This is a genomic window from Streptomyces sp. B6B3 (assembly GCF_039871525.1).
Classification (GTDB): domain Bacteria; phylum Actinomycetota; class Actinomycetes; order Streptomycetales; family Streptomycetaceae; genus Streptomyces.
In genome coordinates, this window is sequence record NZ_JBDPLU010000025.1 from 90,351 (window position 1) to 112,426 (window position 22,076).

General features: G+C 73.6%; 8 protein-coding genes. All 8 read right to left on the reverse strand.

Annotated elements, in window-relative coordinates:
* Nucleotides 1–43: 43 nt before the first annotated feature.
* The gene (locus ABGB06_RS34125) at nucleotides 44–1,051 is read right to left on the reverse strand and encodes a beta-ketoacyl-ACP synthase III (protein WP_347597569.1); all 1,008 of its coding nucleotides are present in this window, start codon (nucleotides 1,049–1,051) and stop codon (nucleotides 44–46) included.
* A gap of 51 nt (nucleotides 1,052–1,102) precedes the next feature.
* The gene (locus ABGB06_RS34130; protein ID WP_347597572.1) at nucleotides 1,103–2,071 is read right to left on the reverse strand and encodes a hypothetical protein; all 969 of its coding nucleotides are present in this window, start codon (nucleotides 2,069–2,071) and stop codon (nucleotides 1,103–1,105) included.
* Nucleotides 2,068–3,579: an MFS transporter gene (locus ABGB06_RS34135; protein WP_347597575.1), complete on the reverse strand. Its 1,512-nt coding sequence runs from the start codon at nucleotides 3,577–3,579 to the stop codon at nucleotides 2,068–2,070. The genes ABGB06_RS34130 and ABGB06_RS34135 overlap by 4 nt, the downstream gene beginning before the upstream one ends.
* A gap of 18 nt (nucleotides 3,580–3,597) precedes the next feature.
* Complete coding sequence (locus tag ABGB06_RS34140; protein ID WP_347597578.1) at nucleotides 3,598–5,358, reverse strand: fatty acyl-AMP ligase; 1,761 nt, start codon at nucleotides 5,356–5,358, stop codon at nucleotides 3,598–3,600.
* 75 nt (nucleotides 5,359–5,433) lie between these two features.
* Complete coding sequence (locus ABGB06_RS34145; RefSeq protein ID WP_347597581.1) at nucleotides 5,434–8,898, reverse strand: amino acid adenylation domain-containing protein; 3,465 nt, start codon at nucleotides 8,896–8,898, stop codon at nucleotides 5,434–5,436.
* The gene (locus ABGB06_RS34150) at nucleotides 8,898–13,256 is read right to left on the reverse strand and encodes an amino acid adenylation domain-containing protein (protein WP_347597584.1); all 4,359 of its coding nucleotides are present in this window, start codon (nucleotides 13,254–13,256) and stop codon (nucleotides 8,898–8,900) included. Before ABGB06_RS34150 ends, ABGB06_RS34145 begins: the two co-directional genes overlap by 1 nt.
* Complete coding sequence (locus tag ABGB06_RS34155) at nucleotides 13,253–19,060, reverse strand: amino acid adenylation domain-containing protein (protein ID WP_347597587.1); 5,808 nt, start codon at nucleotides 19,058–19,060, stop codon at nucleotides 13,253–13,255. The genes ABGB06_RS34150 and ABGB06_RS34155 overlap by 4 nt, the downstream gene beginning before the upstream one ends.
* On the reverse strand, nucleotides 19,057–22,047 hold the full coding sequence (locus ABGB06_RS34160; RefSeq protein ID WP_347597590.1) for a beta-ketoacyl synthase N-terminal-like domain-containing protein: 2,991 nt from the start codon (nucleotides 22,045–22,047) through the stop codon (nucleotides 19,057–19,059). Before ABGB06_RS34160 ends, ABGB06_RS34155 begins: the two co-directional genes overlap by 4 nt.
* Nucleotides 22,048–22,076: the final 29 nt, after the last annotated feature.

The window sequence follows — 22,076 nt, forward strand, 5'->3', positions numbered from 1 at the left end:
CTGCTCCTGCTCGATGATGTCGGGTGTGCGGTGTGGACGGGCGCTAGGCGGCGACGGGTGTGACGTCGGGCCAGGTCAGCGCGGCGGCGCCCCATGTCGCCCCGCCGCCGAAGGCGGTGAGCAGGACGCGGCTGCCCGTGCGCAACCGGCCGGAGCACGCGGCGTCGGCCAGCGTCAGCGGGATGGACGCGGCCGCCGTGTTACCGAGCCGCTCGATGGTGAGGGCGCACCGCTCGGCGGGCACGCCCAGGCGTGCGGCGACGGCCTGGACGATGCGCAGGTTGGCCTGGTGGGCGACGAGGCAGTCCACGTCGGTTCCGCTCCATCCGGCCTCGGCACGCACCCGTTCGGCCGCCTCCGTCATGCGCTCGACGGCGTGCCGGAAGACCGTCTTGCCCCGCATGGCGAAGTAGCGGCCGTCCCGCGCGGCGCCGTCACCGCCCAGCGGCTGTCGCGATCCGCCGGCCGCCACGAGGATGGCGTCCCGCAGCGAGCCGTCGCTGCCCAGTGACACCGGGCCGAGGGCGCCGGGCTCCCCGGGTTCGCCGGCCCTGATGACGACCGCCCCGGCGCCGTCTCCGAAGACCGCCCGGGTGGCTCGGTCGCCCGGGTCGGTGATGGTGGAGTACGTGTCGGCGCCGATGACCAGGACACGGCGGGCGGCGCCCGCACGGACGAAGCTGGCGGCGCAGGCCAGGCCGTAGACGAAACCGCTGCAGACCGCCGACAGATCCCAGGCGGGGACGCCCACCAGCCCCAGCCGCGTCGCCACGTCGGGGGCGGTGGCCGGACACCGGTGGTCGGGCGTGGTGGTGGCGAGGACGACCAGGTCCACCGAGGCGGACCCCGAGGACTTCAACGCCCCCTGCGCCGCAGCCAGTGAGAGGTCTCCGGTGGCGGTGCCGGGACGGACGACGCGCCGTTCCCGGATGCCGGTGCGGGAACGGATCCACTCGTCGGAGGTGTCGAGGTAGGCCGCCAGATCGTCGTTGGTGACGACGTTGTCCGGCAGTGAGGTGCCAATTCCGCAGAGAACAGGAGTCGGCTGCATGGTCAGCCTCTTTCTGTGTTTCGGGCTCTTTCCGTGTTTCGGGGTGCCGCGTCACGAGAGGTCGCGGCGCACGAGGGCGCGGGTGAGCCCGTGGAAGACGAAGTGGTTCTTCTCCGCGACGTCCACGACCTCCCACCCGCCTTCCAGGAGGGGGGTGATCTCGGTCAGGGCGAACTCCGCCTCCGCCAGGGCGATGCGGATGCCGGGGCAGGTGTGGTCGCCGATGCCGAAGGCCAACCCGTTCGGCGGTCCGATCCAGATGGCGATGCGCTCGTCCGCGGCGACGGGGGTGTCGGCGATCGCGACGGGGGCCACGGCCCGGCGCATGACGTGGCGGGTGGGGCAGATCTCGTTGACCAGCTTGCGGACGGTCCGGCCCCGGCCCCGCGAGGCCGTGAAACGGGCCGCGAGTTCGCCGGACTGGGAGATGCGCAGGGCGGACGCGGCGAGGAAGTTCATGGAGTTCTCGTACGCGGCGTGCGTCAGCATCACCGGGGTGACGAGCAGCTCGTCCTCGGTGATCTCGCCCGCCTCAGCCGCGCGTCGCAGGAGGTCGAGACCGCCGCCGGGCACCGCACGCGCCTTGAGGAAGAAGCGCACGACCCGGTGCATGGCGGTGTTGGCGGGCGTGGTGCCGTCGATCCACACGTCGAGATTCGCGGCGGTCTGGGATATCTGGTCGAGCAGGGCATAGCTCAGCTCCTCCTCCACCGCCAGCACCGCCGAGGCGACGACGGCCGCGACGGGGCGGGCGAAGTCGGCGACCAGGTCGAGCTCCGTTCGACCGTCAAGTCCCCGGACGACGCCGCTGATCTCCGCCAGCACCTCCTCCGGCAGCGGTTCGAGGCGGCTGACCACCTCGCGCACCACGCCGCGCAACCGCGCGTGGTCGTCGGAATCCATGAACAGCAGGTTTGCCGAGCCGGCCGTGGCGCCTCCCGGGTTCGAGCTCAACTCCGGGTGGCGCAGCGCGTGGACGCACGCCTCCTTCGACGTGAACGTCGTGCCCGAGAACTTCATCGCCCTCTCCCTTGCTCCTCAGCCGCATCGGCCTGTTGGGTCCTCGCGGTTCCGATCTCCATCGCCGTCGTGGCGTCCGGCACCGCGCGCCGACGCCGGCCCGCCCACCGCGGCCCGGTCAGGCGCAGGGCGAGCAGCAGCGCGCCGGCCACCGCGACGGCGACGCCCGTCAGGTACGCGCTGTGCTGCCCGGCGAGTACGTCCTGCGGTGTTTCCGACGGCGTGAAGGCGACCGCGATCGTCGCCGCGACGGCCAGGCCGACGCCGGCCCCGAGTTGCTGCGCGGTGACGTTGAGCCCGCCCGCCACCCCGTGCTGCTCGTCGGGCACTCCGGTGAGCGAGGAGGCCGTCATCGACACGTAGGTCAGTCCCTGGCCCAGCCCCATCACCAGGACGCCGGGGAGGATGTCGATCCAGTAGACGCCGTCGAGTGGGGTCCTGACCCACCACGCCACCCCGAGGGCCACCACCAGCAGACCGGCGATCATCAGCCGGAGCGGGCCGGTGCGGCTGAGCAGCTTCCCGCCGAGGCCCGCGGAGAGCACCACGACCGCCCCCATCGGCAGCCCGGCGAGCCCGGACTGCAACGGCGAGTAGCCGAGGATCTCCTGCATGTAGATGGGTGCGTAGAACAGCACCGAGGTCATGGCGGTGAAGAACGCGACCGCGGTGAGCATCCCGTCGCGCACCGGGGCCGACCGCAGCATGGCCAGCGGCAGCAGCGCGTCCGCCGCGACGCGCTCCCGCACGAGGAAGCCGGCGAGCAGCAGCACCGCGACGCCGAGGGCGAGCAGCGGGGCCGTGGCCGAACCGGCCGAGGACAGCTCGGTGACGCCGTAGACGCAGAGCACCAGCCCGGAGGTCGCGAGCAGCAGCCCGGGCAGGTCCAGCGACCGGGCCACCCCCGCGCTCTCGGGGAGCACCCGGCCGACGGGCAACAGCGTGATCACCCCGAGCACGAACGTGAACAGGAACACCGAGCGCCACCCGAAGGCGTCGGTCAGCACCCCGCCCAGCAGCAGACCCGCGGTGAAGCTGACCGCGCCGACCGAGGCGTAGACGCCGAACGCCCGGTTGCGTTCCTCGCCCTCGGGGTAGAGGTGCGTGATCAGCGCGAGCGAGGCCGGGCCGGCCAGTGCCGCGCCGACGCCCTGCCCCGCCCGGGCGGCGATCAGGAACGCCGGTTCGGTGGCGAGCGCGGCCAACAGCGACCCCAGGGTGAAGACCGCCACGCCGGCCGCGAAGACGCGTCTGCGTCCGAAGACGTCCGCGGCGCGGCCCCCGAAGAGCAGCAGCGCGGCGAAGGCGACCGCGTAGGAGCTGACGATCCACTGCAGTCCCTGGCTGTCCATCCCCAGCCGGTCGCCGATCTCGGGCAGCGCGGGGTTGACGATGCCCAGGCTGCTGACGTCGAGCGCCAGCGCGAGCGACAACACGGCGAGCGCGAGTCTCCTGCTGCCGCCGGTGGTCGGGTCCGTGGTGTCGGCCATCTCAGGGGTGCGTTTCATGGTGAGGGTGCGCTCCGGTCACCGGGTTTCGGGAACCGTCGCGAGACGGCCCTCGCCGTAGAGCTGCCGGCACTGGTGGCGCTGCACCTTGCCGCTGGAGGTTCGCGGAATGCCGCCGCGTCGCACGAACACGACGTCGTGGACGGAGACCCCGTGCCGCTCCGCGACCGATCTGCGGACCGTGCGCCGCAGCGCGCGCAGGTCGACGCCGGTCATCATGTCCCCGCGCAGTTCCAGGGCCAGCACCAGCCGCTCGCGGTCGTCGGCCTCGGTGCCGAACGCCGCGGTGAGGGTGGCGGCCGGGATCGCCTCCGTGAGGGTCGCCTCGAGATCGGCGGGATAGTGGTTCTGACCGTCGATGATCACGAGGTCCTTCAACCGCGCCACGATGTACAGGTGGCCCGCGTCGAAGAACCCGAGGTCCTCCGTGCGCAGCCAGCCGCGGCTCGTCGTCCCGTCAGCGGCGGTGAGTTCGGCGTCGAACATGGTCGCCGACGTCTCCGGGCGTTCCCAGTACCCGGCGCAGACGTTGCCGCCGCGCACCCAGATCTCACCGACGCGCCCCGGCGGCAGTTCGGTGCGCTCCGAGGGCTCGACGATGCGGACGTCCTGGCCGACCGGCGCACCGCAGCCGACGAGGTCCACCGCGTCGGCGTGCCCGGACGGCAGCGGCACGACCTGGCCGGCCCGCAGCCGCTCGCGGTCGTAGGCGCCGGTCACCATCTCCGCTTCGGCCAGGGTGCACGTCACCGTCAGCGTGGCTTCGGCCAGACCGTAGCCGGGAGCATGCGCGCCCCGGCGGAACCCGTGAGGTGCGTACTCCTCGGAGAACCGGTCGAGGGTGGTCCTGCGGATGGGCTCGGACCCGTTGACGAGGACCGTGAGGGCGCTCAGGTCCAGCCCCGCGCGGTCCTTGGGCCGCACCCGCGTCACGCACATGTCCAGGCCGAAGTTCGGGGTCACGGAGTGGGTCGCGCGCTCGGTGGTGAGCAGGTCGAGCCACCGCCGGGGCTGCCAGACGAACTGGAACGGCGCCAGGTAGGTCGCGGGCGCGCCCACCCGCAGCGCCGTCAGCGCGAAGATCAGCCCCATGTCGTGGAAGAACGGCAGCCAGCTGACGAACCGCGACTCGGGGACGAGTCCGGTCACGCCCGCCAACTGAGCGGTGCCGGTCGCCAGGTTGCCGTGCGTGACCCGCACGCCCGCGGGACGACGGGTGGATCCCGAGGTGTACTGGAGGTAGGCGACGGCGTCCAGCGGCGGTCGGGGAGCCTCCGCCGTCGCGACGTCGCCCTCGGCGACGGTGTCGACCAGGTGCACCCGGAACGGCTCGGCCCCGTGCAGCCCCGAGAGCAACCGCTCGGTCGACGCCCGATGCGGCGTGGTGGTCAGCACGGTGCGGGCGCCCGCGTCGGTGATCGCGGCGATGACCCGGCCGTCCGGGCGACCGGGCTCCTTCGGGTGCAGCGGCACGGCGACGCGGTCGCCGAGCAGGCAGGCGACGAATCCGACGAGGAAGTCGAGGCCCTGGGGGCACAGGATGGCCACCGGGCCCCTCGACCCGTCACGCCGCAACACCTCCGACAGGCCGGCCGCCCGGCGCAGCAGTTCCTGGTAGGTGAGTTCGCCGCGCTCGGCCCCGTCCGCGTCGTCGAACCAGCAGAAGGAGGCGGCCACGGCGGTGGGCCGGCTGACGGCCTGCCACCGAAGCACGTCGAGGAACGTGTCGAACGCCGCGTGCGGCACGCGCGTGTCGAGTGGTTGGGAGGTCTGGGTCATGCTCCTTCTTCTCCGGTTCTTCTCCGGTTCTTCTCCGGTTGACGGACGGCTGGTGTCACGAACGGCTGGTGTGGGTCAGGGTCGGGCGCGCCGGGGGACCCGAACGATCGGCGGCAGCTCGGGGCCGGCGGTCCGCCCTGGCCGGCCCATCAGGCCGGCGAGGCCGGAGACGGTGGGCGCCTCGAAGAACTCCCGGATGGGAACCTCGATCCCGTGCTCGGCCTGGACCCGCGACAGCATGGTCGTGGCCATCAGGGAGTGGCCCCCGAGCTCGAAGAAGCTCTCGGTCACCCCGAACCCGTCCCGTTCCAGCAGCCGGGTCCACAGCTCCCACACGGTCCGCTCGACGTCGGTGCGCGGCGCGACCACCGTGTCCGGGTCCGCCGTCCTGGCGGTGAGCGCGGGAAGACGGCCGCGGTCCACCTTGCCCGCCGCGTTCACCGGGATCCTCTCGACGAGCCCGAACGCGCCGGGCACCATCTGCCGGGGCAGGCGGTCGCGCAGCACCTGGTGCCAGTCGACCCCGGTCTCCTCGTGGCCCGGCGCGGGCACGAGGAACGCCTCCAGGACCGGCTCCCCTGCGTCGGTGGTGGACAGCCGGGCCGCACAGTCCTTGACGGCGGGGTGTTCGCGCAGGACCGACTCGATCTCCCCGAGCTCGATCCGGTAGCCCCGCAGCTTGATCTGGTGGTCGGTGCGGCCGAGGTACTCCAGCGCACCGTCGACGCGCCGTCGCGCGCGGTCGCCGGTGCGGTACAGGCGCTCCCGGGTCCGCGGGTGCGTCACGAACCGCTGTGCGGCCAGCTCGGCGTCGCCGAGGTAGCCCCTGGCCAACTGCGCGCCGCTCAGGTACAGCTCGCCGGGCATCCCGACCGGCACCGGGGTCAGGCCCGCGTCGAGCACGTGGAGGCCGCAGTTGGGCAGCGGGTCGCCCAGCGGCGCCGCGCCGGTGGCGACCGGCCCGGACAGGGCGGCGGCGCTGACCCAGATGGTGGCCTCCGTCGGCCCGTACATCGAGATCAGGCTCGGCACCCGTGCGACGAGTCCGGCGACCTGCGCCGCGGGCAGCGCCTCACCCCCGACCAGCAGCCTGGACCGCCCGGCCAGTGCCTCGGCGGGCAGTAGCTTCACGGTGGTCGGGGTGGCCTGGTACAGCGTCGCGCCGTCGGTGGCGCCCGGGAGCGCGGGCGCGGCGTCGAGGAGATGCGGGCGCAGCCGAAGCGTCCGCCCGGTCGCCAGCGGCCAGAACAGCTCGAGCAGCGAGATGTCGAAGGTGATCGACGTGGTCGCGACGACGTCCTCGTCACCGGGCGCGCCGAGGACGTCGGTGAGGCCGGTCAGGAACGCGACGAGGTTGCGGTGCTCGATCAGTACGCCCTTGGGCCGGCCGGTGCTTCCCGACGTGTAGATGAGATACGCGAGGTGGGCCGGCGTGGTGGCCGGCAGGTCGGGAGAGACGCCCGGTGTGCCCTCCGGCAGCGCGACGGGCAGCGCCGCCCACGCCGCCTGGTCGGGGACGGGCAGCTCGGTGCCCGGGTCGGTGAGCACGAGGCGCAGTCCGGCCGCCCTCGCCGCTTCGTCGAGGATGTACGTCGTCCGGTCGGCGGGGTGGTCGGTGTCGAGCGGCAGATAGGCGCCGCCGGCCAGCCAGACGCCCAGCAGCGCGGGCACCAGCGCGGGCGTCCGCCCCATCAGGACGCCGACCGGGACGTCGGGTCCGACACCGCGGGCGCGCAGCGTCTCGGCGATGGCGCCGGCGTGCGCCCACAGCTCGGCGTAGCTGAGCGCCCGGTCTCCGCAGCGGAGGGCGACGCGGTCGGGCGTGGACTCGACCCACCGGTGGATCAGTTCGTGCGTGCCGACCGGCGGCACGTCCAGCCGCGCGCCCCGCCCTCGTTCCCAGCCCTCGCGGGCGTCCGCCTCGGGAAGCAGCGGCAGCGCGGACAGCGCGACGTCGGGCGCGGAGAGCGCGGCGCCGAGGAGCGTGTCGAACGCGGCGGCCAGCGACTCGACGGTGCCGCGGTCGAACAGGTCGGTCGCGTACTCCCACTCCGCGACCACTCCGTCGTCCGAGGGGATCAGGGAGAGCGTCAGGTCGAACTTCGAGGTGACGGCCTCGGTGGGGACCCGTTCGACGTCGAGGCCGTCGAGCGCGAGCAGCTCGGGCGCCGCGTTGTGCAGGATGAACATCACCTGCGCCACCGGGTTGCGCGACAGCTCGCGCTCGGGGGCGAGCAGCTCCACCACCCGGTCGAACGGCAGCTGCTGGTGGGCGTAGGCGCCGAGCGCCGCGCTCCGGACCTGGCCGACCAGCTCGGTGAACGTCGGGTCCGCTCCGGTGCGCACGCGGATGGCGACCGTGTTCAGCAGGAAGCCGATGAGCGACTGCTTCTCGGGAACGTCCCGGTCGGCGATGGGCGTGCCGATGAGGACGTCGGCCACGTCGGCCCAGCGCGACAGCACCCCGCCGAACGCCGAGAGCAGCACCATGAACGGGGTCGCGCCCAGGCGCCTGGCCAGGTCGGCGGCGCCGGCGAGCACGTCGCCCCCCGAGCACAGCGTCCTGCGCACGACCGCGCCGGCGAACGACTGCACCGGCGGGCGCGGCCGGTCAGCGGGGAGGTCGAGCACCAGCGGCGCGCCGTCCAGTGCCTCCCGCCAGTAGGCGAGCAGTTCGGCCGACGCCTCGTCGGTCAGGGTCGCGCGCTGCCAGGCCGCCACGTCCGCGTACTGGACCGGCAGCTCGGGGACGGCGGCCGCGGCTCCCCCGGTGAACTGCCGGTAGAAGGCGGCGATCTCCCGGATCAGCACGTCGAGCGACCAGTCGTCGGTGATGATGTGGTGCATCGCCAGGTAGATCGTGTGGTCCTCGGGCCCGTTGCGCACGACCCGGGTCCGCAGCAGCGGCTCCGTCGCGAGGTCGAACGGGGTGCGCAGCTCGACGCGCGCCCAGTCTCGTCCGTCGACCGCGTCGACCTCGGCCAGCGGCGGTTCGACGTCGCGCAGGACCTGCAGGACCGCGCCGTCCTCGGCCTCGAAGGTGGAGCGCAGCACCTGGTGCCGGCCCGCTACCTCCCGCACGGCCCGCCGGAACGCGTCCGGCACGAACCGTCCGGTGCACCGGAAGCCCGCCACCACGTTGTAGACGCAGGCGTCGGGCACGAGTTGCTCCAGGAACCACAGCTGCTGCTGGCCGAACGAGGCGGGCACGCGGTCGCGGTCGGCCAGGCGGGGGATGACCGCGTCGCCGGGCGTCCCGGCCACGTCCTGGTCCTGCCGCTCGATGATGGCCCGCGCCAGCTCCTCGATCTCGGGGTTCTCGTAGAGCAGGGCGGACGTCACCTCGATGCCGAACCGGGAGCCGACCCGCTGGGCCACCTGAGGCACCAGGACCGAGCTGCCGCCGATCTCGAAGAAGTCCCGGTCCCGGTCGATGTCCGAGACCGGAACGTCGAGGACGTCGGCGAGCACCGCGATCACGGCGTCGCACATCTCGTCGAACCGGTCGTCGACCACGGTCCCGCTGGAATCGTCGCTCATCAGTTCCCCTCCCCTGGTCCGACGCTGCCCGCGACGGCCCTGCGCCGTGCCTGCTGGCGCCGCCGCGCCCGGTTCCGCTCCTCGCCCCTGTGCGCCAGGGGCGCCTGCTCCGCGCCGTCGTCCAGGAACGCGGCCAGCCTCGTGACGCTCGTGTGCGTGAACAGCGCCAGCACCGGCACCTCGCGGCCGAGCCGCTCCGACAGGGCGATGCTGAACCGAGCCAGGGTCAGCGAGTTCATGCCCAGGTCGAAGAAGTTCTCGTCGGTGCTGCCGGACTCGTCCGGCAGCATCCGGTCGAGGATCTCCTGCAGGATCTTCTCGGTGTCGGTGACCGGCTCCCGCACCTCACCGGAGCGCCGGCGGAGCGAGCCGCCCAGGTCCAGCAGCCGCCTGCGGTCCGCCTTGCCGCTCGCGGTGGTCGGGAACGCGGGGAGCACCGTGATGGCCGGCACCATCGGACGCGGCAGCAGCTGCTCCAGGTGGCCGCGCAGGCGCGCGGGCAGGCTGCGCGCGGCAGCCGAGAACAGCGGCCGGTTGGTCAGGGGGGTGGCTGGGGCGCTCACCGCGAGCGGCGGGCGGGCGCCGGCCCGGACGGTCAGGTGGTCGTGGTGCGGATGCCGCAGGTCGAAGGTGACCTGGGCGTCGGGGCTCAGCGCGAGGATCTCGGGCACGGACAACGCGCCCGGGGCGTCGGTGAGCCGGGCGTTCGGGATGCCGGTGACGACGTCGCCGGCGGCGAGGCGCTCACGCAGCCGCTCCGTGTCCCGGCCGAGCGCGGCGTGGTCGATGGTCGGCACCCGCCCGGCGGCGTTCCGCGGGGCGCCGACGGTGAGGACGACGTCGTAGCGGTAGCGCGAGAGCTCGTTGTCCGCGGTCATCCGCTTGGGCGCCACCCAGACGTCGACCGGAACGCCCTGCCGTGCGGCCCACCCCTGGAAGAACGCCGGATCGACGACCAGTTCCTCCTCGTCGTCGACGCGCTGGGCGACCCGCCGGGAGAGGCTCTCCTCGTCCTGCGCGGGGTCGCGGACCCGCTCGACGGAGCGGTGGAACGCGGACAACAGTGCCAGGTCGCGGACGTCGCCGACCACGATCGTGCCACCGGGTTCGAGCAGGCCCGCGGCGGCGTCGAGGACGCCGGCGAGGTACTCCGCGGACGGAAAGTACTGCGCGACCGAGTTGATGACGACGCAGTCGGGGCGGGCGGCGAGCCTTTCCCGGAACCCGGGCTCGGCGAGCTCGGCGGCGCTGCCCCGCAGCAGCCGCACCCGGTCCGCGAGCGGCCCCAACCGGGAGGCGACGAGGTCGATCACGGCGGGCGAGACGTCGAGGCCCGTGTAGCACTCGGCGTCCGGCGCCAGGCGGAACAGCAGCAGCCCGGTGCCGGAGCCGACCTCCAGGAACCGGCGCGCGCCCTGGGACCTGACGAGCGCGACGATCCCGTCGGCCCACTCCCGCATCTCCTCGGGCGGGATCGGCTCGCCGGTGTAGCTGCTGCGCCAGCCGCTGAGGTCCAGATCGGCCGCGGTCGCCTCGGCTCCTGCCCCGGCGTCGGTCCCGGCGTCGGCCGTGCCGTCGGCGTAGACCCCGTCCCAGACGGTGGCCCACTGGTCGAGTTGGCCCTGTGCCAGCTCCCCGGCCACGTGCTCCATCTCGGGGGTGACGAAGCCGAGGAGCCTGCCCCCGTCCTCGATGCCGAGGTCGGCCACGACCGCCGCGTCGCGGACCGCGGGGTGCTCCCGCAGCACCGCCTCGATCTCGCCGAGCTCGATCCGGTGGCCGCGCAGCTTGATCTGGTGGTCCACCCGCCCGAGGTACTCCAGCGTGCCGTCGGGGCGGCGGCGGGCGCGGTCGCCGGTCCGGTAGAGCCGCTGCCCGGTGACGGGGTGGCTGACGAACCGCTCCCGGGTCAGTTCCGGGTTGTTGAGATAGCCGCGGGCCAGTTGCTCGCCGGCGATGTGCAGTTCCCCCGGCATCCCGGGCGGCACCGGCGCGAGGTCGCGGTCCAGGACGTGGAGTCCGGTGTTGGGGAGCGGAACGCCGAGGGGCGCGACGGCCGTGCCGATCGGGCCGGAGAGTCGCGTCGCGCTGGCCCAGATGGTGGCCTCCGTCGGCCCGTACATCGAGACCAGATCCGGCACGCGGGCCGTGAGCCTCGCGATCTGCCCGGCGGGAAACGCCTCCCCGCCGACCAGCAGCCGCAGGCCGCCGTCAGCGTCGCCGAGGGGCGCCAGGTCAACGGTGGTGGGCGTCGCCTGGACCAGGCGCCGACCGGTCGTCGTGGCGGCCGGCGCCCCGCCGGTCACCCCGGTGAGGAGCCCGTCGTGGAGTTCGAGGGTCCGGCCGGTCGTCAGGGGCCAGAAGAGCTCCAGCAGGGAGATGTCGAAGGTGACGGCCGTGGTGGCCAGGACGGTCTCGTCCTCGGGCGCGCCGAGCGTGTGGTTCAGCCCGGTGAGAAACGCGACGAGGCTCCCGTGCTCGATGAGGACGCCCTTCGGCCGGCCGGTGCTGCCGGAGGTGTAGATGACGTAGGCGAGGTCCGAGGGCGTGACGGTGGTGGGGGTGAACGCCGTCGCCGGGGTGTCGTCGGGCAGCGTGACGGCGTGCGTCTGCCAGGCCGGGTCCGCCGGTGCGGGGGGATCGACGCCGGTGCCGGGGTCGGCGAGCACCAGCCGCAGGCCCGCCCGCGCGGCGTCGTGGAGGATGTAGCTCAGCCGGTCGGCGGGGTGGTCGGTGTCGAGCGGCAGGTAGGCGCCGCCGGCCAGCCAGATGCCCAGCAGCGTGGGGACGAGCGCCGGCGTCCGCCCCATCAGGACGCCGACCGGGACGCCGGGGCCCACTCCCCGGCCGGCGAGGTCGGCGGCGATCGCGCCCGCGTGGGCCCACAGTTCGCGGAAGGTGAACGTCCGGTCGCCGGCGCGCAGGGCGACCTTCTCCGGGTGCCGGAGGACCTGCTCCCGGATCAGCTGGTGCGTGGCGACGTGCGGGACGGGAAGCGACTCCCCGCGGCCGTCGGCCCACGCGCGGTCGGCCTCGTCGGCGCCGAGCAGCGGCAGCCGCCGGACCGGGGTGTCCGGCGTGGACAGCGCGGCCTCGAGGAGGACGTCGAGCGCGTCGGCCATCGCCTCGACGGTGGCGCGGTCGAACAGGTCGGTCGCGTACTCCCAGACCGCCTCGATGCCCTCCTCACCGGGGATCAGGGTCAGCGTGAGATCGAACTTGGACGTGGTCGAACCGACCTCGATCGGCTCCGCCCGAAGGCCCGGCATCGCCAGCCGCGTGTCGGAGGCGTTCTGCAGGACGAACATCACCTGGGCCACCGGGTTGCGCGACAGATCGCGCTCGGGCGCCAGGTCCTCCACCAGCTTCTCGAACGGCAGGTCCTGGTGCCCGTAGGCGTCGAGCGCCACCTGCCGCAGCCGCTCCACCAACGCGGCGAACTCCGGGTCGTCGTCGCTGCGCACCCGCATGATCAGCGTGTTGACGAAGAAGCCGATCAGCGGCTCGATCTCGGGCCGGGTGCGGTTGGCGATGGGCGTGGCGATCAGCACGTCGTCGACGTCCGACCAGCGCGACACCAGGGTCCCGAAGGCGGCGAGCAGCACCATGAACGGCGTGGCGCCCAACCGCTTCGCGAGCCGGTCGACCTCGGCCGCGCACGCGCCTCCCCACGTGCCGCCGAGCGTCCGGCGCACGGTCGAGCCCCGGAACGTCTGCACGGCGGGGCGGACCCGGTCGGCGGGCAGTTCCAGGACCAGCGGCGCGCCGGCGACCGCCGCGCGCCAGTAGCCGAGGAGGTTCTCCAGGTGCGCCCCGCGGAGCACCTCCCGCTGCCACACGGAGAAGTCGAGGTACTGCACCTCGAGTTCCGGCAGGTCCGCCGCCTCGCCGGTGACGAACTCGCGGTAGTAGGCCGCGAGTTCACGGAGGAAGATGCCCGACGACCAGCCGTCCCCGACGACGTGGTGCAGGGCGAGGATCACGACGTGCCGCTCCGCGCCCTCGTGGGCGATCCTGGCCCGCACGAGCGGGCCCGACTCGAGGCTGAAGGGGGTGGACAGTTCGGTGCGCACCCAGGTGTCGGTGTCACCGCCGGACACCTCGGTGACCTCGGGCGCCGCCTCGCCGACCACCTGCATCACCGCGCCGTCGTCGACGCGGAACGTCGAGCGGAGCACCTCGTGCCGTTCCAGCACGCGGGCGAGGGCCCACCGGAAACCGGACGAGGAGAACTCGCCGGTCAGCCGGTAGCCGACGACCACGTTGTAGACACACGACCCGGGCACGAGCTGTTCCAGGAACCACAGCCGCTCCTGCGCGAAGGACGCGGGGAACATGTCCGGTTCGGTAGCGCTCACGGCTGCTCCTCAAGGATGTGCTGCAGGCGGGACTCCGCGGAGCTGATCCCCACCTCGTGGTCGAAGGCCCTGGCCAGGACCGCCTGGACGGTCTGCCCCCGGTCGTCGGTGGACAGTTCGCGCAGGCAGCAGACGAAGTCGCGCAGCAGGCGGGCCTGGGTGTCGGCGTCGACGGCGGACTCGTAGCCGGACTGCAGGACCTCGTAGACGCCGTCCGGGTAGGGGTAGATGTCGATGCGGACCGCGTGCTCCTGGCGGGCCATGATGATCAGCGGCCGGTCGTTGATCACCAGGTCGTCGGCGGCGGTGGAGGCCCGGTGCCGCGGGGTGTTCTGGAACACGAAGTACGAGTCGAACAGCGCGGCGTTCTCGGGCAGGCCGGTCCACCGGGCGATCTCGCCCGGCGTCGGGAAGTCGTGGCCGGCCAGCTGCGCGAACCACCGCCCCCGCTCCCGCAACCAGTCGCCGAGCCGCTCCGACGGCACGTACCCCACCACCGCCGGCACGGTGTTCATGAACACGCCCACGGCCCCCTCGACGCCGGGCAACTGCGGCGGCCGGCCCGCGGCCGTCACCCCGAAGGTCACCTCCGGGTGGCCGGAGGTGCGCAGCAGCGCCAGCGCCCACGCGGACTGGAACAGCGACGCCACGGTGACGTCGAGCCTGCGCGCCGTGGCGGCCAGGCCCCGGCCCACCTCGCCGGGCACCCCGGCGCCGAGCACGCGGAAGGGCGAGTGCGTCCACTCGGCCGCGCTTCCCGCCGACAGCGCGTTGCGGACCGTGGTGCCGCCGAGTTGGCGGTGCCACCATTCGGCGTGCTCGGGGTTGGCGCGTTCCCTGGCCAGCCAGGCGGCGAACAGGCCGTAGTCGAAGTCCGAAGCCGGCGGCGCGGCCTCACCGCGCTGGACGACGTCGGCGTAGGCGTCGAGGAAGTGGCCCATGCACAGGGAGAAGCTCCAGCCGTCGAGCCGCCGGTAGTCGCAGGACAGCAGCCAGATTCCCGCGTCGTCGGTGAGGCGGATGATCCGGTGCCGCATCGGGACGGGGACCGCCGCGTCGAAGCCGAGGGACAGGTCGGCGGCCAGCGCGGCGCGGGTCCTGGCCTCCCGCTCCGCGGCGGGGACGCCGCTCCAGTCCTCGTAGACCAGGGACCCGGCGGCGGCGGCCTCGTCGACCCCGCCGTGCACGACCTGCACCGGCACGCCGTCCCGCTCGTCCAGGCTGGTGTGCAGCAGGCCGTGCGCGCGGACCGTGGCGATCCAGGCGCGCCGCGCGGCGTCGGGATCCAGCGGCCCGGAGAACCGCAGCACCCGCTGCATGGTGAACAGGCCGGGCGCCCCGGCCCCGAACCCGTGCATGTGCTCCTGAAGCGGCGCGAGCGGGTACACCCCGGCGACGCCCGCGGTACGGTCGGCGGCGGTCCGCAGGTCCACCGCCTCCAGCGCCGTCGGCCGAGGGCCGGCCGCCCGCGCGTCGGCGAGCGCCGCGATCGCCTCCAGCGTCTGGTGCTCGAACATGTCGCTGACCTGGAGGTCGTAGCCCGCGGGCACCAGTCGCGCGACCACCTGGACCGCCCGGATGGAGTCGCCGCCGACCTGGAAGAAACGATCCAGTGCGCCGATCCCCCGCACCCCGAGCACGTCCTGCCACACCAGGGCGAACGCGCGCTCGGTGTCGCTCCTGGGTGCCACGTACGTCGCAGAGCTCAGCGCGCGCGCCTCGTCGGGCCGCGGCAGCCGCTTGCGGTCGGTCTTGCCGCTGGAGGTCAGGGGGAACTCCGCCAGGACGGTGATCGCCGGGACCATGTGCGCCGGCAGCAGCCGTTCCAGGTGGGCGCGCAGCTGTGAGGGCAGGCTCCGCGCCGCGGTGGCGAGCAGCGGGCTGTTGGCCAGGGCGACGGAGCCGTCGACGGCGGCGGTGACGGCGGGCAGCGCGCCGGGCTCGGCGGTGCGGTGGACCACGAGGTGGTCGTGGTCGGGGCGGGTGAGGTCGTAGGTGACGTGCGCGCCCGGTGCGGCGGCCAGGATCTCGGGCACCGTGAGCGCGCCGGGTGCCGTGGTGAGGCGGGCGTTCGGTATCCCCGCGACGGCGACCGCACCCGTGCCCGCCAGTACCGCGCGCAGCCGTTCCGGGTCGGATCCCAGGTCGGCGTAGTCGAGCTGACGGTCCGCGCGGGGCGCGGCGCCGCGCGGGGCGACGGTGAGGACGACGTCGTAGCGGTAGCGGGACAGCTCGTTGTCCGCGGTCATCCGTTTCGGCGTGAGCCACACGTCGACGGGAAGGTGCCGTGCGGCGGCCCACGCGAGGAAGAACTCCGGCGCGAGGACCAGCTCCTCCTCCTGCTCCAGGCGCCTGGCGACCCTGGCCGCGAGCGTCTCCTCGTCGAGGCCAGGGTCGCGGAACAGCTCGACCGACCGGGAGAGCGACGCGTGCAGTCCGAGGTCGCGGACGTCGCCGACGATGATCGTTCCGCCGGGCTCGACGAGCTCGGCCGCCGCGTCGAGGACGGTCGTGAGGTAGTCGGCCGACGGGAAGTACTGGGCCACCGAGTTGATGACGACGCAGTCCGGCCGGGCCAGGAGCCGGTCGGCGAAGCGCGGGGCCGCGATGTCCTCGGCGCTGCCGGGTATCAGGTCGACCGTGTCGGCGAGCGGTCCGAGCCGCGCCCGGACGAGGTCGAGCACCGGCCGGGAGACGTCGAGGCCGGTGAAACGCTCCAGGTCCGGGGCGAGCCGGAAGAGCAGCAGGCCGGTGCCGCAACCGATCTCCAGGACCCGGGCGGGTCGGCGCGAGCGGATGAGTCCGACGATGTCGTCGGCCCACTCGCGCATCTCGCCGGCGGAGAGTTCCTCCCCGGTGTAGCTGCTCTGCCAGCCCCTGATGTCCAGGTCGGCGGGTCCGGTCCCGGGGTCCGAGCCCGTCGTGGCGTCCGTCGCGTACACGCCGTCGAACACCTCGCGCCACTGGTCGACCTGGTCGCTCGCCAGGCTCTCCGCGACCGCGCCGAGGTCCGGGGTGACGTAGCCGAGCAGTCTGCCACCGCCGTCGGCGAGGTCCGCGACCACGGCCGAGTCCCGCACCGCGAGGTGCTCGCGCAGGGCGGCCTCGATCTCGCCCAGTTCGATCCGGTAGCCGTGCACCTTGACCTGGTCGTCGGTCCGGCCGAGGTACTCCAGCGCCCCGTCGTGCCGGCGCCGGGCACGGTCGCCGGTCCGGTACAGCCGCGCGCCGGTCGCGGGGTGCTTGATGAACCGTTCGGCGGTGAGCGCCGGGTTGCCGAGATAGCCACGGGCCAACTGGACGCCACCGATGTACAGCTCGCCCGGCATCCCGTCGGGTACCGGGTTCAGGTGCCCGTCCAGGACGTGCAGGTCCGTGTTGGCCACCGGGTGGCCGATCGGCGTCCGGGTCCCCTCGGGCACGCTGCCGGCCGTGCAGGTGATGTGGCTGACGTCGACCGCGGCCTCGGTCGGGCCGTAGAGGTTGCGCACGGGCAGACCGCAGTCGTCCCCGACCTGCCTGACGAGTTCGGCGGGCAGCGCCTCGCCGCTGCACACCAGCAGTTCCAGCGGCACGTCGCGCAGCGAGGCGACGCTCAGCAGCGTGCTCAGCGCGGTCGGCACGAAGTGCGTGTGCGTCACACGCTCACGCGCCATCTCGGCGGCCATCTCGACCGGCTCGCGCTGCACACCGGGCGTCGCCAGCACCACCGTCGCGCCGGCGGTCAGCGGCCAGAACAGCTCCCAGAGCGACACGTCGAACGTGTGGTTGGTCTTCTGGTAGACGCGGTGCTCCGGGGCGAGCCCGTACTCCTCCTGCATCCAGACCAGCCGGTTGACCAGCGAGCGGTGCTCGATGAGGACGCCCTTGGGCCTGCCGGTGCTCCCTGAGGTGTAGATGATGTAGGCCAGGCTCTCCGGCGCCGCCCCCGGCGACAGGGCGAACGCGGGGGACGCCTCCAGCGGGAGGGTCAGGGGCAGGGCGCTCCAGGCCGCGCCGTCCGGGACGGGAGGCGTCACGTCCTCGTCGACCAGCACCGTGGTCAGCCCCACGCCCGCCGCGTCACCGAGGATGTAGCCGAGCCGTTCGGGCGGGTCGTCGGGGTCGAGGGGCAGGTACGCGCCGCCCGCCAGCCACACACCGAGCAGCGCCGGCAGCAGCGCCGGGCCGCGCCGCATCGCGACGCCGACCGGCACGTCTGGGCCGACGCCGCGGTCCCGCAGCCGCGCCGCGACGGCGCCCGCCCGGTCCCACAGCTCCCGGTAGCTGAGGGTCGTGCCACCAGAGCGGACGGCGATCGCGTCGGGCCGCGCCGCGACCTGACGGGCGATCAGCTCGACGGTGGTGCCGGCGTCGAAGTCCCGGCGAGGGCCCTCGTCCCACTGCCGGGCCGTCGCCAGCGGAATCCCGGCGACGCGCTCGTCGGGCTCGGCCAGCGCGGCGGCGAGCAGCAGGTCGAACGCGTCCGCCATCGACTCGACGGTGCGACGGTCGAACAGGTCGGTGGCGTACTCCCACTCCGCCTCGTAGCCGTTGGCCGTCGGGGTGAGCGCGAGGGTGAGGTCGAACTTCGACGTCGTCGACTCGACGGCGACCCGGGTGACCTCGCATCCCGGCAGGGACAGCTCGTCGGTGCTGGCGTTCTGCAGGATGAACATGACCTGAGCCACCGGGTTGCGCGACAGGTCCCGTTCGGGCGCGAGGTCCTCCACCAGCTTCTCGAACGGCAGGTCCTGGTGGGCGAAGGCGTCCAGGGCGACCTGACGGACCCGTTCGACCAGCTCGCCGAACGACGGGTCGCCGGCCGTCCGCACCCGCATGATCAGCGTGTTGACGAAGAAGCCGACCAGCGGCTCGATCTCGGCACGGCTGCGGTTCGCCATCGGCGTCGCGAGAAGCACGTCGTCGGTGTCGGCCCAGCGCGAGACCAGCGAGCCGAAGGCCGACAGCAGCACCATGAACGGGGTCGCGCCCAGCTTCCGCGCGAACTCGTCGACCTCGGTGGCCCGGGCCCGGCCGTCGGGCCCGCCGAGCACGCGCCGCACCGTCGAGCCGCGGAAGCTCTGCATGGCGGGGCGGAGTCGGTCGCCGGTGAGATCGAGGACGGGGGGAGCGCCGTCCAGCGCGTCCCGCCAGTGCCCCAGCAGCCCGTCCAGGCGCCGACCGGTCAGCGTCTCCCGCTGCCAGAGCGCGAAGTCGAGGTACTGGACCGCCAGTTCGGGCAGGCCGGCGGGTGCGCCGGTCACGAACTCCGCGTAGTGGGCGGCCACCTCCCGGATGAGCACACCCATCGACCAGCCGTCTCCCGCGATGTGGTCCAGCGCGACGACGACGAAGCGCTCGTCGCCGCCGGTGTGCACGATCCGGGCGCGGACCAGGCTGCCGCTGGTGAGGTCGAACGGCATGGCGAGCTCGACGCCGGCCCAGTGGTCGACGTCTCCGCCCTCGACCTCGACCACCTCCACGGTCGCCGGGCCGACGCGCTGGACCACGTCGCCGTCCACGGTGTGGAACGTCGACCGCAGCGCCTCGTGCCGCTCCACCACACGGGTCAGCGCCCAGCGGAACGCCTCGACGGAGAAGTCGCCGACGACGCGCAACGCCCCGGCGATGGTGTACGCCTCGGCGGCCGGGACGAACTCGTGCAGGAACCACATGCGCTGCTGGGCGTAGGACAGCGGTCCCGCGTCGCGCCCGGCGCGGATGATGGCGGGGAGCGCCGTGCCCGTGCCGCGCCGCAGCGCCACCAGGCGCCTCCTGGCCTCGTCGGTGAGGTTCCTGGAACCGGAACGCTCCACGGTCATGCCTGCTCCTCCGGTGTCGCGGTGGCGCCCGTACCGGGCTCGGTCTCGGCGAGAACGCGGGCGAGCAACTCCTCGTCGACCGCTGCCACGAGACCGTCCAGGGTCGAGCTCTCGAACAGCCTGCGGACGGCGAGCTCGATGCCGAAGGCGGCCTGCAGCCGGGTGACGAGCTGCCCGGCGCTGATCGAGTCGCCACCGCTGGCGAAGAAGTCGGCTCGGCCGTCCCCGGGGACGTCCCCCAGGACCTCGGCCCAGATGCCGCCGACGAGCGCGCGCAACTCGTCCATGCCGTCGTCCTGCTCGGCACCCGCCCCCGGATCCAGGACCGGTGCCGGTGCCGGTGCCGGCGGCGCGACGGCGGGCGCGGGCTCCGCCTCTGTGGCGGTCACGGTCATCCCGCCGCGGATCACCGGGTGCAGGTACTCGCGCAGATCCATGACCTGCCCGGGGTAGGCGGTGCGGCCGAACGGGGAGCCGCCGGCGACCGCGTTCCAGTCGATGTCGGTCCCGGCCGCCCACAGCCCGCCCAGCGCGCGCCGCACGCCGTCCGGGTCGTCGTCGGCGAACAACGGGTGGCACTGCCGGGCGGGGACCCCGGCCCGGGCGACGATGCTGACGAAGGTCTGACCCTCGGTCAGCTCCAGATAGGACGCCGGACCGAGCGCGGTGACGGTCGTGACGCAGTCCCAGAACCGCGCGGGCGCCGTCATCTGACGCGCCCAGTAGGCCGGGTCGGTGGCCTCCGTGGCGGACAGCAGGCCGCCGGTGGCGTTGGAGGCCACGGGGACGGCGGGCGCCCGCAGCGGGAGCGCCGCGAGGTGGTCGGCGAACCGGGCGGCGGCGGCGCCGAGATCGGGGTGGTGGAACGCCTGCCGGGTGGGCAGTCGGCGGATCGGGCGGCCGGTGATCTCGGCGAGCTTCTCCGCCATGCCGTCGGCCGCGCCGGCCGGTGCGGCGACCACGCACCGGCTCTCGGTGTTGACCACCGCGACGACGGCGCCGCGCGGCAGCCGTTCGCTCAGGGTCTCGGGGTCGGCCGTCACCGACCACATCACCCCCGGGGGCGAGTCGGCCATGACCCTGGCCCGTTCGCAGAGGGCGCGCACCGCGCTGTCGGCGGGGAGCAGGCCCGCCAGTGAGGCGCCGATGAACTCCCCGACGCTGTGGCCGAGGTAGGCGTTCGGGCGCACCCCCCAGGTCGCCAGCAGGTCGGCCGTGGCCGAGGCGACCACGAAGAGCGCGGGCTGCAGGCTCAGCGGCTCGTCGTCGGCGGTCGCGGCGCCGAACAGCTGGGCGCGCAGGTCGGTGTCGAGGACCTCCTGGACGATCTTGGCGAGGTCGTCGACGGTGGCGCGGAAGACGGGATGCCGCTCGTAGAGCTCCCTCGACCGCTTGGGGAACCCCCGTCCCTGGCCGCCGACGATGCCGACGACGCGGGGGTCGGCGAGGACGGTGCCGTCGCGCCAGGCGTTGTGGTCGTCGAGATCGTGGACGGCGGCCTCGGCGGTGTCGGCCACGACGGCCAGCCGGTGCGGGCCGTGGTGGCGGCCGGTCTGGGAGGTGCGGCACAGGTCGGCGAACGCGACGCTCCCGGACGCGAGGTGATCGCGCATCCGGCCCGTCAGCTCCGCCAGGGTCCGCTGGTCGGAGCCGGACAGCAGCAGTGCGCCGCTCGACGCCGTCGCGATCGGCCCGGCCACGGGTCCCTCGCCCACGACCACGTGCGCGTTGGTGCCGCCGATGCCCAGTGAGCTGACGCTCGCGTAGCGGGGCTCGGCGCCCCGGGGCCACGGCGTGACGTCCGGGGACAGACGGAACGGCGAGCCGTCCAGGTCGATCCCCTCGACGCCCTCGCGGAGCGGGGCGTTCGGCGGGATCTCCTCGTGCCGCAGGGCCTCGATGGCCAGGATCAGACCCGCCACTCCCGCGGCGTGCGAGAGGTGACCGATGTTCGCCTTCAGCGAGTGCAGTCGGCAGAAGCCGCCCTCGCCGGTCTCCTCGCCGGAGGCGCGGAAGGCGCTGGTCGCCGCCGTCACCTCGATGGGGTCGCCCAGCGGGGTGCCCGTGCCGTGCGCCTCGAACATCCCGATCCGGCGGACCGGCACCCCGGCGACGGCGATCGCCTCGGAGATGACCCTCGTCTGGCCCCGCACACTCGGCGCGGAGAGCCCGATCTTGTCGTTGCCGTCGTTGTTGATCGCCGAGCCGGCGATCTCGCCCAGAATGCGGTCACCGTCGGCCCGCGCCAGGTCCCAGCGCTTGAGCAGCACGGCGGAGGCCCCGTTGCCGAAGGCGGTACCGGTGCTGCCGGCCATGAACGGCAGGCAGCGTCCGTCCGCCGAGCGCATGTCGAGCTCGTGGAACCGGTAGGCGGGCGGTTCGAGGTCGACCATCACGCCGCCCGCCACCGCCTGGTCGCACTCGCCCTGCAGGACCGCCTGCGCGGCCAGGTGGACCGCGACGAGCGAGCTGGAGCACGCGGTGCCCACCGTCAGCGCCGGTCCCGTCCAGCCGAAGCGGTAGGCCGCCGCGGTCGCCACGTAGTCCTTGCTGTTGCCCGCGGCGACGCGCAGGTACTGCAGCCGGTCGCGACGGACCTCGGGGCTGGCCAGGAGCCGCCAACCGTGACTGGTGTCGGAGCACCCGGCGTAGATGCCGGTCACCCGGTCGAGAGCGAACGGGTCATATCCGGCGGACTCGACGGCCCGGTAGCACGTCTCCAGGAACAGCCGATGCTGCGGATCGGTCAGTTCGGCCTCCGCCGCCGACATCCTGAACAGATGCGGATCGAAGAACGCCGCGGAGTTGAGGACGTAGCCGGAGGTGACCGCGTCCGGCTCCCCGGCGACGTCACCCTGCTGACTGGCCGGGAAGGCCGAATAGGCGGTCCGCGCCTCCCGCACGTTGTCCCACAACTGGGAAACCGTGTCCGCACCCGGAACTCTGAGTGCCGTACCGATAACGGCGACTCGTTGATCGTCATCCATCTCGGAACCCGAAGAATGACTCACTGGTA

Excerpts from the sequence above, each read along its gene's own strand:
- ABGB06_RS34125 (WP_347597569.1), bottom strand. The coding sequence starts at position 1,051 with ATGCAGCCGACTCCTGTTCTCTGCGGAATTGGCACCTCACTGCCGGAC.
- ABGB06_RS34130 (WP_347597572.1), bottom strand. The coding sequence starts at position 2,071 with ATGAAGTTCTCGGGCACGACGTTCACGTCGAAGGAGGCGTGCGTCCAC.
- ABGB06_RS34135 (WP_347597575.1), bottom strand. The coding sequence starts at position 3,579 with ATGAAACGCACCCCTGAGATGGCCGACACCACGGACCCGACCACCGGC.
- ABGB06_RS34140 (WP_347597578.1), bottom strand. The coding sequence starts at position 5,358 with ATGACCCAGACCTCCCAACCACTCGACACGCGCGTGCCGCACGCGGCG.
- ABGB06_RS34145 (WP_347597581.1), bottom strand. The coding sequence starts at position 8,898 with ATGAGCGACGATTCCAGCGGGACCGTGGTCGACGACCGGTTCGACGAG.
- ABGB06_RS34155 (WP_347597587.1), bottom strand. The coding sequence starts at position 19,060 with ATGACCGTGGAGCGTTCCGGTTCCAGGAACCTCACCGACGAGGCCAGG.
- ABGB06_RS34160 (WP_347597590.1), bottom strand. The coding sequence starts at position 22,047 with ATGGATGACGATCAACGAGTCGCCGTTATCGGTACGGCACTCAGAGTT.